10 protein-coding genes are annotated in these 11,865 nt (G+C 63.3%); 5 read left to right on the top strand and 5 right to left on the bottom strand.

The window, feature by feature from the left end:
• Nucleotide 1 precedes the first annotated feature (1 nt).
• The 3 genes from KW568_RS16410 to KW568_RS16400 all read right to left on the bottom strand — a co-directional run bounded on the left by KW568_RS16410 (nt 2) and on the right by KW568_RS16400 (nt 3,678).
• The gene (locus tag KW568_RS16410) at nt 2–523 is read right to left on the bottom strand and encodes a 2,4'-dihydroxyacetophenone dioxygenase family protein (RefSeq protein ID WP_004575243.1); all 522 of its coding nucleotides are present in this window, start codon (nt 521–523) and stop codon (nt 2–4) included.
• 208 nt (nt 524–731) lie between these two features.
• Entirely contained in the window at nt 732–2,045 is a 1,314-nt protein-coding gene (locus KW568_RS16405; RefSeq protein WP_003247999.1) for a hypothetical protein, read from the bottom strand.
• 139 nt (nt 2,046–2,184) lie between these two features.
• On the bottom strand, nt 2,185–3,678 hold the full coding sequence (locus KW568_RS16400) for an aldehyde dehydrogenase (RefSeq protein ID WP_003248002.1): 1,494 nt from the start codon (nt 3,676–3,678) through the stop codon (nt 2,185–2,187).
• A 403-nt stretch (nt 3,679–4,081) separates the two neighbouring features.
• On the opposite strand from KW568_RS16400, the gene peaA reads away from it, so the two are divergent.
• The 5 genes from peaA (at nt 4,082) to KW568_RS16375 (ending at nt 10,409) form a co-directional block, all read left to right on the top strand.
• Nucleotides 4,082–5,647 (top strand): quinohemoprotein amine dehydrogenase subunit alpha, encoded by a 1,566-nt coding sequence (gene peaA, locus KW568_RS16395; protein ID WP_029611842.1) that lies wholly within the window; start codon nt 4,082–4,084, stop codon nt 5,645–5,647.
• Nucleotides 5,648–5,695: 48 nt separating this feature from the next.
• Nucleotides 5,696–7,126: a quinohemoprotein amine dehydrogenase maturation protein gene (peaB, locus tag KW568_RS16390; RefSeq protein ID WP_003248006.1), complete on the top strand. Its 1,431-nt coding sequence runs from the start codon at nt 5,696–5,698 to the stop codon at nt 7,124–7,126.
• Between the two features lies 1 nt (nt 7,127).
• Nucleotides 7,128–7,451, top strand: a complete 324-nt coding sequence (qhpC, locus tag KW568_RS16385; RefSeq protein ID WP_003248007.1) for a quinohemoprotein amine dehydrogenase subunit gamma — start codon at nt 7,128–7,130, stop codon at nt 7,449–7,451.
• A gap of 31 nt (nt 7,452–7,482) precedes the next feature.
• Nucleotides 7,483–8,601 (top strand): quinohemoprotein amine dehydrogenase subunit beta, encoded by a 1,119-nt coding sequence (peaD, locus tag KW568_RS16380; RefSeq protein WP_003248009.1) that lies wholly within the window; start codon nt 7,483–7,485, stop codon nt 8,599–8,601.
• A gap of 134 nt (nt 8,602–8,735) precedes the next feature.
• The gene (locus KW568_RS16375) at nt 8,736–10,409 is read left to right on the top strand and encodes a fatty acid CoA ligase family protein (protein WP_003248011.1); all 1,674 of its coding nucleotides are present in this window, start codon (nt 8,736–8,738) and stop codon (nt 10,407–10,409) included.
• A gap of 261 nt (nt 10,410–10,670) precedes the next feature.
• Here the strand turns inward: KW568_RS16375 and KW568_RS16370 are convergent, their stop codons facing one another.
• The gene (locus KW568_RS16370) at nt 10,671–11,264 is read right to left on the bottom strand and encodes a DUF4157 domain-containing protein (protein WP_033726962.1); all 594 of its coding nucleotides are present in this window, start codon (nt 11,262–11,264) and stop codon (nt 10,671–10,673) included.
• The gene (locus tag KW568_RS16365) at nt 11,251–11,814 is read right to left on the bottom strand and encodes a TetR/AcrR family transcriptional regulator (protein ID WP_003248015.1); all 564 of its coding nucleotides are present in this window, start codon (nt 11,812–11,814) and stop codon (nt 11,251–11,253) included. The genes KW568_RS16370 and KW568_RS16365 overlap by 14 nt, the downstream gene beginning before the upstream one ends.
• Nucleotides 11,815–11,865: the final 51 nt, after the last annotated feature.

Below are 11,865 nucleotides of genomic sequence, written 5' to 3'. Positions count from 1 at the left end.
CTCACAGGAACAACGCCTGATTGATCGGCAGCCCGTGTTTTTCGCAATGGCTCACGTAATGGTTGATGAACCAGAACACGTCGGTGGTTTCGGTGTGCTGGCCGTGCTCGTCGAAAAACTCGATGGGCCCGTGAATCCAGAAGAGTGCCTTCATGCCTTGCGGGTCATCGGAATACAGGGTGTGGGCGGTGCCTGGGGTTTCGTAGACAAAGCTGCCGGGCCGCGATACCCAGTCGTACTCGTAATATCCCCAGGTGCCCTCCAGCGTTACTGCTGACACCGCTGCGCGGTGCCGGTGGGTGCCGATGCGGCCGCCGCCCTTGACCCAGAGAATGTTGCATACGCTGCCGGTTCGCACATCGAAGCTGAGGTGGCGTATGGCGGCGCAATCGCCGAACGGGACCCAGGGCGATTCATCTTCGCCGGTGCCGATGTGCCCGCCATGCAGGCCGTAGCGGTCGACGATGGCGGCATGGGGCTCAGGCGGCAGTTGGATAATGCTTGGCTTCAGGGTGGTGTTCATGAACAGGCCTCGATGTGTTGTTTTTATGGTCGAGCGTTGGCTCGCGAGGATCTTTTTGCACAGCCTGTGCCAAGCCCTGAAAGGCCTGATTTACGCGGGTTAGAGCGGGTTAAGGTGGTGAGAATTCATGCAGCTTGGCAGGCTTGATGATCAAATTTGATCAAGCGCGGTGGTGCAGAAGGGGCGCGCCGCGCCCCGCTATTGCAGGTCAGAAAAAGGTCCCGACAATCAATTGCAGGTAAGTCCCGGTATCCCGCCCGCCCAACTGCGTACCGCCATTGGCCGCACTGCGCTCCGGCTTGTAGAACCCCACCACCGGGCTGATCAGCAGGTGGTCGTTGACCATCCATTCCACATACAGGTCCAGCTCGCGCCCGCCAAGGTTGCCCTGGTCGGTGTCCAGCGTGTCGAAGTCGAAGTACAGCGCGCCGACGGTCAGGTTGTCCCGTGGCTTGCCTTTCAGCGCTACATGGTGCACTTGGCTGTTCTTGTTGAAGGGCCCGGCATAGTTGGCTGCCACTTCACCCTGGAACCAGGTGCCGTAACCCCGGCTGAGGCCATAGAACAGCGGGTCGAAGCCTTCGGAGAAGCGGCTGTAGCGGTAGGTGGCGGTGGGTGACCAGGGCAGTTGGGAGAAGGTCCAGTTGCCCTCCAGGTACCAGGCATTCTCGCGCCCGCCGGTCTTGTCCTGGGTCACGTACTCGGCGGCCAGCTCCAGGTCTTTGACGCCCAGGTTGCCGCGCCCGCGCAGGCTGGCGGTGTCCATGCCGTCGCGGTGTTCCAGGCCCATGATCTGCGCGTAGCGCTGGTCCACGTCGAGGCCGCGGATCCAGCTCAGGCCGACGGTACCGGTATCGGCGACGTGCTCCAGGTTGGCGACCGCCAGGGAAGTGTCGGCCTGGTAATGGTTGTCGGACTTCAACCACATCAGGTCACCGCGCCAGCCCTGGTTGCCACCCAGGCGCAGCACGGCGGTGCGGTCGAAGGCCTTGCGTGCGGCCAGGTAGTAGGCACCGCCGCGATCGAAGTTGGCCCCCAGGTCGACCTTGCCCAGGTTGACCGGGTCACCCTGGATCAGAAAACCATCACCCAGGGTGACGACCTGGCGGCCACCGGAAATGTCCACGCCATCTTCGCCCAGCGCCGGGAACAGGTTGGCCGAGCGCCAGCCCAAATACAGGTCTTCGATGGCGGTGCGGCGTTCGTCACCCAGGGTCAGGCCGGCGGCGTCGCCATCGCCCCAGGTGGCGGAACTGAGCAGGCTGAAGGCCCCGTAGAGGGTGCCGCTATCGGCCAGGGTCTGGCTGCCGCTGAGGCCGTATTTGACGTAGCCTTCCTGCCAGGCGGTGCTGCCGGGTTGGCGGTTGCCGGCCTGGTTGAAGCTTTCGTCGCTGTGGAAGACGCCGAACAGGGCTTCGAGGTTGGCGTTGAGGGTGGTGCCATCGTGGTTGTACAGCTCGTAGGCTTGGCTGGCGGGGGCGGTTAACAGCAGGGCCAATGTGCAGGCGAGTGTGTGCCTCATGGGTTTGCTCCATGGTTTTTATTGTTGTTTTTGTGTCGCCTGTACCGGCCTCTTCGCGGGTGAATCCGCGCCTACAAGGCACGTGATACCGGGTGTAGGAGCGGGTTCACCCGCGAAGAGGCCGGTACAGGAAAAAGGATCAGAGCTTGATCAACACCGATTTCAGCTCGGTGTAGTGCTCGATGGCCGCTGAGCCCATCTCACGACCAACGCCAGACATCTTGTAGCCACCAAACGGCAGCGCCGGGTCCAGCGCGCTGTGGCAGTTGACCCACACCGAGCCGGACTTGATGCGCGGGATCATGCGGTGCACGGCGGCCAGGTCGTTGGACCAGATACTTGCACCCAGGCCGTAGGGATTGTCGTTGGCCATGCCGATCACTTCGTCGATGTCATCGAATGGCATCGCCACCAGTACCGGCCCGAAGATTTCTTCCTGTACCAGGCGGTGACGCTGGTCAACATCGACAATCACCGTCGGCTTGACGAAGTAACCAGGCCCGAAACCTTCACCCCCGCAGGCGATGGTTGCACCCAGTTCGCGGCCAAGCTCGATGTAGCCGGTGACGCGGTCCTGCTGCTTGGCTGAAATCAGCGGGCCCATCTGCACCGCCGGGTCCAGCCCGTTGCCCAGCTTCATGGCATTGGCAATTGCGGCGATGTCGGCCACCACATTGTCGAAGTGCTTGCGGTGCACATACAGCCGCGAGCCTGCGCAGCACACCTGGCCCTGGTTGAAGAAGATCGCCGTGGCCGCACCGGCTGCGGCTTCCTGCAGGTTGGCGTCGGGCATGACGATGGTCGGCGATTTGCCGCCCAGTTCCAGGGTGACGCGGGTCATGTTATCCATGGCCGCCTTGCCGATCAGCTTACCGACCTCGGTGGAGCCGGTGAAGGTCAGTTTGTCTACGCCGGGGTGGCGGCTGAGCGCGGCGCCGGCGTTCAGGCCAGTACCGGTAACCACGTTGAACACGCCGGCCGGGTAGCCGGCCTCGTCGACCAGCTCGGCCAGCTTGAGCACGCTCAGTGGGGTTTCATCGGCAGGCTTGAGCACCACGGTGCAGCCGGTGGCCAGTGCCGGGCCTAGCTTCCAGCAGGCCAGCAGCAGTGGGAAGTTCCAGGCAACGATGGCGCCCACCACGCCCACTGCCTCGCGGCGCACGAAGCCGTGGAACTGGTCGTTAGGCATCAGCGGCATGGACGCTTCGACGGTGCTACCCTCGATCTTGGTGGCCCAGCCCGCCATATAGCGCAGGAAGTCGATGGCCAGTTGCACGTCCATCACCTGGGCCACGGCGGCGCTCTTGCCATTGTTCAGGCATTCCAGTTCGGCCAGCTGGCGCGCATCGCGCTCCATCAGGTCGGCCAGGCGCCACAGCAGGTTCTGCCGCTCGCGCGGGCGCATGCGGCTCCAGGGCGAGTCGTCGAAGGCCTGGCGCGCAGCGCGCACGGCGCGGTCGACATCTTCGGCCTCGGCGGCCGGCACTTCACCCAGCACCTCGCCGGTGGCCGGGTTGCGGAACGACAGGGTGCGACCGCTGGCGGCGTCCTGCCAGTCGGCACCGATGCGCATCTTCAGCTTGCGTTCGAGAAAGGCGCGGGTGGCGGGCAGGATGGGCAGTTCGGAAAGCATGGGGCTGTGCCTCTTGTCATTGGATGTGACGGGCACTGGCGCAATGGCCGTGCCAACCTGGGCAGATGGCCGCAAAGCGTTGTGGGCGTTGGGTTTTGCCTGAGCGCAAGGCTGCGTTTGCCAGGTTGCGCTGTTGCACATTGAGACGGTGTGAGACGGTGGTGAAACAGTGGCTGTTCGGCCTCTTCGCGGGCCCTGTCTCAACATGAAACACCCTGTCGCGAAATGGCACGCTGCAAATGGCCATCCCGGCTCCTGGCCAAGCCCCGAAAACCGCTTAAAGGGTTGAAAGGAAACGCTTTTACCCTAACTGGCACAGTTCCTGTATCACAACCGTCACATGCACACCTGCTGTACCAAAGCGTGCGAAAACGATAAGAACAACAACCGTGGAGGTCTGACCTTGAAGACGACTCGACTCCGGCGGCATGCGGGCAAACTGGCGCTGGTCGCCGCCGCGCTGCTGAGCACCCAGGCCATGGCGGCCGAGCAGGGCCCGAGCCTGTTGCAGAACAAGTGCATGGGGTGCCATATCCCCGAAGGCAACGACACCTATAGCCGCATCAGCCACCAGCGCAAGACGCCGGAAGGCTGGCTGATGAGCATCGCCCGCATGCAGGTGATGCATGGCCTTCAGATCAGCGACGACGACCGTCGCACGCTGGTCAAATACCTGGCCGACAAACAGGGCCTGGCGCCCAGCGAAACCGATGGCGTGCGTTACGCCATGGAGCGTCGGCTCAATACCGTCGAGCACTTCGACACCCAGCTCAGCGAGACCTGTGGCCGTTGCCACTCGGGTGCCCGTGTCGCCTTGCAACGGCGCCCGGCCAAGGAGTGGGAACACCTGGTCCACTTCCACCTTGGCCAATGGCCGTCCCTTGAATACCAGGCCCAGGCGCGTGACCGCGACTGGCTGCCGATCGCCCTGCAGCAAGTGGTGCCGGACCTTGCCAAGCGCTTCCCGATGGACAGCGCGGCCTGGGACGAATGGCAGAAGGCCAAACCCAAGGCGGACGTACTGCCGGGGCAGTGGGCATTCAGCGGCCATATGCTGGCCAAGGGCGATGTACGTGGGGTAATGAGCGTCACGGCCGGAGAGGGCGATACCTTCAAGGTCGAGGTCAAGGGCGCTTACGCCGACGGTACACCGTTCAACGGCAGCGGCTCGGCCATCCTGTACAACGGTTATGAATGGCGGGGCAATGTGAAGGTTGGCGATGCCAACCTGCGTCAGGTGTTCGCCGCGCTGGATGGCGAAATGAAAGGCCGTATGTTCGAAGCCGATCACGATGAGCGCGGCCTGGACTTCAGCGCCGTAAAAGAAGGCAAGGCGCAGTTGCTGGCGGTACAACCGGCGTTCATCAAAGCCGGAGGCGAAAGCGAAATCACCCTGGTTGGCAGCGGCCTGACTGGCAAGCCGGACCTGGGCGCCGGGGTGGAAGTGACCGAAGTGCTGGAGCAGACCCCGACCCTGGTAAGGGTCAAGGCCCGTGCCGCGGCCGATGCCAGGCCAGGGCTGCGCGAGGTGGCGGTAGGTGCGCTCAAGGGCGTGAACCTGGCGGTTTACGACAAAGTCGATGAAGTGAAGGTCGTGCCGGCGTTCTCCATCGCGCGCATTGGCGAGAACGGTGCCTCCGTGCCGAAAGTGCAGGGGCGTTTCGAGGCCGAAGCCTGGGGCAAGGATGCCAATGGCCAGCCGCTGCGTATCGGCTACCTGCCGGCCAGCTGGAAGGTCGAGCCGTTCAACGAGCGTGCTGTCGAGGATGAAGACGTCAAGTTCGCCGGGCAGATGCAGGCCGACGGTGTGTTCGTGCCAGGCGGTGCCGGGCCCAACCCTGAGCGCAAGATGATGACCAACAACGCCGGTAACCTGAAGGTCATCGCCACGCTGGCCGACGGTGGCCAGACCGGCGAAGGGCACATGATCGTCACCGTACAGCGCTGGAATAACCCGCCGCTGCCGTAACGGCAGGCTGCAACGGTTTTCCAACGGATCGATTATCGGGAGGTCGCCATGGGCGTACTACTGAACCTGGTCGAACGCAACCTGCACGAAGTACAGGTTGATGCCGACCGCATGCTGTTCCATATCCCCAGCAGTTCGCTGTTCACCGCTGACGCGGTGACCGGCGGCATCATCGACACCTTGCGCCAGCAAGGCTGCTCGGCCGAGGAGCTGATGCAGCGCCTTGGCCAGCAGTTTGCCGGCGACGATATCCAGGACACCCTGCGCGAGCTGATCGCGCTGGAGCTGGTCAGCGACGGCTCGCCGCTGACCCCGGAAATCGCCCTCAGGCAAGTCGAGCGCACCGCACTTAACACCGTGGTGCTCAACGTCAACACCGGTTGCAACCTCAGCTGCACCTATTGCTACAAGGAAGACCTGGACAAGCCTTCCGCCGGCAAGAAGATGAGTACCGCCACCGCCGAAGCCTCGGTGGAGATGCTGCTCAAGGAATCACCCAACGAGCAGCGCTACAGCGTGGTGTTCTTCGGTGGCGAACCGCTGTCCAACCGGCCGTTGATCGAGCACATGGTGGCTTACTGCGAGCGGCGGTTCGCCGAGGCGGGCAAGCAGGTGGAGTTCATCATGACCACCAATGCTACCTTGCTGACCGAAGAAATCATCGATTGGCTCAACGCCCACCGCTTTGGCCTGTCGATCAGCATCGATGGCCCCAAGACCGTGCACGACCGCAACCGTATCACCGTGGGCGGGCAGGGCACCTATGACGTGGTGCGGCGCAAGGCCGACCTGCTGCTGTCGCGCTACACCAGCCGGCCGGTGGGCGCGCGGGTCACGCTGACCCGTGGCATTACCGACGTTGAAACCATTTGGAACCACCTGTTCAACGAAATGGGTTTCGCCGAGGTCGGCTTTGCCCCGGTTACCTCTGGCGACATGGCCGACTTCAACCTCACTGCCGACGAGCTGGTGCAAGTCTTCGCCAACATGAAGGCACTCGGCCGGCGCTACCTGGAGGCGGCACTGGAGCACCGCAACATCGGGTTCTCCAACCTGCATCAGCTGATCACCGACATCCACGAAGGCCACAAGAAGGCCCTGCCGTGTGGCGCCGGGTTAAAGATGCTGGCAGTGGATCACGAAGGTGAGTTGAACCTGTGCCACCGCTTCACCGGCTCCAGCCTGCCCACCTTCGGTAACGTGCACCAGGGCGTGAAGCAGGCGCAGCTCAACGACTTCCTGTCGCAGCGCCTGGACCGCAGCAACACCGGCTGTGAAAGCTGTCGCATCCGCAACCTGTGCTCCGGCGGCTGCTATCACGAAAGCTATGCGCGCTACGGCGACCCGCAGCACCCGACGTATCACTACTGCGAACTGATGCGCGACTGGGTGGACTTCGGCATTGAAGTCTACAGCCGCATCATGGCCGCCAACCCGGCCTTCATCGATCGCTACATCACCCCGCGGAAGGCGCATTGACATGAAGCACTTGAAGCCCCTGAACAACAAGGCGCGCATCCTGGAGCAGGCCGCCGCCGAAGACCGTGTCGAAGACGTGATGGCAATGAGCGCGGTGGCCGGCTGCACGGCCACTACCGACCCCGGCTGGGAGGTGGACGCCTTTGGCGGCGTGAGCTCGCTGTGCCAGCCGATGGAGGCCGACCTTTATGGTTGTTCCGACCCTTGCTGGTGGCCGGCCCAGGTGCCGGACATGATGAGCACCTACCAGGACTGGAACGCCCAGGCGACCAACTCGGCAGAGGACTGGCGCAACCTCGGCACCGTGTTCCCGAAAGACAAGTGACGGCCCAACAAGAATGACAAGGGGAAACCGCATGAAAGCTGGACGCTGCGCGCCATTGGCGCTCACCATCGCCGCCATGGGCGCCGGGCTGGCACAGGCCGACGACACTGGCCCGGCACTGAAGGCTGGCCACGAATACATGATCGTGACCAACTACCCGAACAACCTGCATGTGGTCGATGTGGCCAGTGACACGGTCTACAAGAGCTGCCGGATGCCGGACAAGTTCGGCCCTGGCACCGCAATGATGGCGCCGGACAATCGCACCGCCTACGTGCTCAACAACCATTACGGCGACATCTACGGCATCGACCTGGACACTTGCAAGAACACCTTCCACGCCAACCTGTCCAGCGTAGCCGGTGAAGTCGGCCGGTCGATCTATTCGTTCGCCATCAGCCCAGACGGCAAAGAGGTGTATGCCACGGTCAACCCGACCCAGAGGCTGAACGACCATTACGTGGTCAAGCCACCCCGGCTGGAGGTGTTCAGCACCGCCGATGGCCTTCAGGCCAAGCCCGTACGCAGCTTCCCGATGCCGCGCCAGGTGTACCTGATGCGCGCCTCCGACGATGGCAGCCTGTACGTTGCCGGGCCGGACATTTACAAGATGGACGTGAAGACCGGCAAATACTCGGTAGCCCTGCCGCTGCGCAACTGGAACCGCAAAGGCTACAGCGCCCCGGATGTGCTGTACTTCTGGCCGCACCAGAGCCCGCGCCATGAGTTCACCATGCTGTACACCATTGCCAAGTTCAAGGATGACAAGCAGGACCCGGCCACCGCCGAACCGCTGTATGGCTACCTGAGCATCGACCTGAAGACCGGCAAGACCCACACCCAGGAGTTCGCCGACCTGACCGAGCTGTACTTCACCGGCCTGCGCTCGCCCAAGGACCCGAACCAGATCTACGGCGTGCTCAACCGCCTGGCCAAGTACGACATCAAACAGCGCAAGCTGATCAAGGCGGCTAATCTGGAGCACACCTACTACTGCGTGACGTTCGACAAGAAGGGCGACAAGCTTTACCTGGGCGGCACCTTCAATGACCTGGCGGTGTTCAACCCGGATACGCTGGAAAAGGTGAAGAACATCAAGTTGCCGGGTGGTGACATGTCTACCACGACGCCGCAGGTGTTCGTTCGCTAAACCGGTGTGTGCCTCTTCGCGGGTAAACCTACAAAGGACGGCGCCACATTTGAGGCCGGTGGAGGTTTTTGTAGGAGCGGGTTCACCCGCGAAGAAGCCAGCACAGAAAACACAAGAACAACAAGAGAACGCCCATGCCCCAGCCAAGCTACACCCAGGGCAACCAGGACAAGCCCCTGCTGACCCAATGCATCGGCGACGCCTTCGACGCCACCGTGGCCCGCTTCCCCGAGCGTGAGGCGCTGGTGGTTCACCATCAGGCCCTGCGCTACACGTGGCGGCAACTGGCCGACGCCGTCGACCAGCACGCCCGCGCGCTGATGGCCCTGGGCGTGCAGCCCGGTGACCGTCTTGGCATCTGGGCACCCAACTGCGCCGAGTGGTGCATTACCCAGTTTGCCAGCGCCAAGGTTGGCGCGATCTTGGTCAACATCAACCCGGCCTACCGTTCCAGCGAACTGGACTACGCCCTTGGCCAGTCCGGCTGCCGCTGGGTGATCTGTGCCGATGCGTTCAAGACCTCCGATTACCACGCCACGCTGCAGGGCCTGCTCCCGGGCCTGGCCAACGGCCAACCGGGCGCGCTGATCTGCGAGCGCTTCCCCGAGCTGCGTGGCGTGGTCAGCCTGGCGCTGTCGCCACCGCCGGGCTTCCTGGCTTGGCACGCATTGCAGGCCCGTGCCGAGGCCGTCAGCGGCGAGGCCCTGGCCGCGCGCCAGGCACAACTGCGTTGCGACGACCCGATCAATATCCAGTACACCTCAGGCACCACCGGTTTCCCCAAGGGGGCCACCCTTAGCCACAGCAATATCCTCAACAACGGGTACATGGTCGGTGAAAGCCTGGGCCTTACCGAGCACGATCGGCTGGTGGTGCCGGTGCCGCTGTACCACTGCTTCGGCATGGTCATGGCCAACCTTGGCTGCATGACCCACGGCAGCGCACTGATTTACCCCAGCGATGCCTTCGACCCGCTGGCCACGCTGCGGGCAGTGGCGCAGGAAAAAGCCACTGCGCTGTATGGCGTGCCGACCATGTTCATTGCCGAACTGGACCATCCGCAGCGTGGTGAGTTCGACCTGTCGAGCCTGCGCACCGGGATCATGGCCGGCGCGACCTGCCCGATCGAGGTGATGCGTCGGGTGATTGGCGAGATGCACATGGCCGAAGTGCAGATTGCCTATGGCATGACCGAGACCAGCCCGGTGTCCTTGCAGACCGGTGCCGCTGACGACCTGGAGCGTCGCGTGACCAGCGTCGGTCGCACCCAGCCCCGGCTGGAGAGCAAGGTGGTGGACGCCGAAGGCAACACTGTCCCGCGTGGCGAGATCGGCGAACTGTGCACCCGCGGCTACAGCGTGATGCTGGGTTACTGGAACAACCCCAAAGCCACCGCCGAGAGCATCGACGCAGAGGGCTGGATGCACACTGGCGACCTGGCGGTGATGGACGAGCAGGGCTATGTGCGTATTGTCGGACGCAGCAAGGACATGATCATTCGCGGCGGCGAGAACATTTATCCGCGCGAGCTGGAGGAGTTCTTCTTCACCCATCCGGCGGTGGCCGATGTGCAGGTGATTGGCGTGCCGTGCAGCAAGTACGGTGAAGAGATCGTGGCCTGGGTGCGCCTGCACCCGGGGCATGCTGTCAGTGAGGAAGCGTTGCGTGAGTGGGCGAGGGCAAGGATTGCGCACTTCAAGGTGCCCAGGTACTTCCGTTTTGTCGACGCGTTTCCGATGACGGTTACGGGCAAGGTGCAGAAGTTCCGGATGCGCGAGATCAGTGTCGAAGAGCTGTCTGCCAGATGACCTTTTACGTGCCCAAGGTGAACGCCTTGCTCAAGATTCGAACATCCTGCGCGGTCGCCCGTAGGAGCGGGTTCACCCGCGAAAGGGCCGGCCCTGCTGGCCAATCTCTACCCGCTGTTCACCGTCGCAGCCGCCACCGTATTCGCGGGTAAACCCGCTCCTACGCGGTCGCGGACACACAGCGGGAGTTGAACACATGCCGTTGTAGGAGCGGGTTTACCCGCGAAGGGGCCGGCCCTGCTGGCCAACATCCCTGGCCAATCAGCGGGCCAGGCCTGAACGACGCTCGCGCAGCGCCTTGTCGACTTCGGCCTCGATCTTGTAGGCCGGCCCCTCCAGGTCGTCGTAGTTACGCGTATAGCGTCGGGCAAACGCCTCCACGCCCAGCTCCTGATACTGCTGCACATGCTTGAGCTCGTGCGCCCACAAGGCCACGTTGTCCTCGGCATCGGCGGCCCGGCGGAAGATGATCGTGTCGATCAGTGTAACGGCGTTCACATCGGGGTTCTGCAATAGCGCATTGGCTGCGCTCATCTGTTGCTCATCCCCCACCCGGAAGCGCGCCGCGTCGAGCACGGCAAAGTCATACCAAGGTTCAAGCTGCGCCCGAATATGCAACGGAATCGGCTGCACTCCGCTGGCCGTGGCTTCGTCGCGGGCCTGGCGCAAGGCGTAGGTCAGGCTGGACGAGGCCATGACCTCCACCTCCTTGAGGATCTGCCCGGCCTGGCCTGGGTCGATCGGGGCGCAGAAGCAGCCCATCAGGCACACTTGATACTGCCCAGGCGGGCAGGCCTGTTCGGCAAGCGCTGGCAGGGCCAATAGCAAACTCAGCAGGGCACTAATCCGTCTCATGCAGGGCCTGTTCGACAAACTGGCGGCTGGCGCCCAGTACCTGCGCTTGCACGCTTTCACTGGCCAGCATGCGCCCGACCAGCAATGCCCCTACGCACTGGCTTATCAGCACCCAGGCCAGCTGCTCATCCTCCAAGGTTGTGCTCCAGGCCTGGTGCAGCTCTACCAGCCAGTGCTCAGCCACTTCACGCACCGGCGTGTCGGCCCGGGCGATTTCCACACCCAGCGGCGGCAGCGGGCATCCACCTTCGGCATTGCGCAGGTGGGCCAGGCTCAGGTACTGCTGCAGACAGCGGCCCAGGCGTTCGCGGTTGGCGCCTTGGCAAGCCAGGCGTGCCAGGGGGCTGTTGCTCAGCTCCTGGCGTACCACCTCGGTAAACAGGTCGTCCTTGGACGGGAAGTGGTTGTAGAAGGCACCGCCGGTCAGGCCGATCGCTTTCATCAACCCGGCCACGCCGGTGCTGGCAAAACCCCCGCGTTTGGCCAGCGCGCCGCTGCTGGCCAGCAACCGTTCGCGGGTTTGCTGTTTGTGTTCGTTGGAATAGCGCATTCACATGCCTCGGCAGACAGGCTTGACGATGACCGCGATCATAGCATAGCG

The organism is Pseudomonas sp. HD6515, from assembly GCF_024971855.1.
In the GTDB taxonomy this organism is placed as follows: Bacteria; Pseudomonadota; Gammaproteobacteria; order Pseudomonadales; family Pseudomonadaceae; genus Aquipseudomonas; species Aquipseudomonas alloputida.
The sequence above is the reverse complement of the archived record's forward strand: the minus strand, read 5'-3'. Positions and strand labels throughout refer to the sequence as shown.

What these genes read in the sequence shown, in the direction of transcription:
- KW568_RS16410 (WP_004575243.1), bottom strand. Translation starts at nt 523, where the DNA reads ATGAACACCACCCTGAAGCCAAGCATTATCCAACTGCCGCCTGAGCCC.
- KW568_RS16405 (WP_003247999.1), bottom strand. Translation starts at nt 2,045, where the DNA reads ATGAGGCACACACTCGCCTGCACATTGGCCCTGCTGTTAACCGCCCCC.
- KW568_RS16400 (WP_003248002.1), bottom strand. Translation starts at nt 3,678, where the DNA reads ATGCTTTCCGAACTGCCCATCCTGCCCGCCACCCGCGCCTTTCTCGAA.
- peaB (WP_003248006.1), top strand. Translation starts at nt 5,696, where the DNA reads ATGGGCGTACTACTGAACCTGGTCGAACGCAACCTGCACGAAGTACAG.
- qhpC (WP_003248007.1), top strand. Translation starts at nt 7,128, where the DNA reads ATGAAGCACTTGAAGCCCCTGAACAACAAGGCGCGCATCCTGGAGCAG.
- peaD (WP_003248009.1), top strand. Translation starts at nt 7,483, where the DNA reads ATGAAAGCTGGACGCTGCGCGCCATTGGCGCTCACCATCGCCGCCATG.
- KW568_RS16375 (WP_003248011.1), top strand. Translation starts at nt 8,736, where the DNA reads ATGCCCCAGCCAAGCTACACCCAGGGCAACCAGGACAAGCCCCTGCTG.
- KW568_RS16370 (WP_033726962.1), bottom strand. Translation starts at nt 11,264, where the DNA reads ATGAGACGGATTAGTGCCCTGCTGAGTTTGCTATTGGCCCTGCCAGCG.
- KW568_RS16365 (WP_003248015.1), bottom strand. Translation starts at nt 11,814, where the DNA reads ATGCGCTATTCCAACGAACACAAACAGCAAACCCGCGAACGGTTGCTG.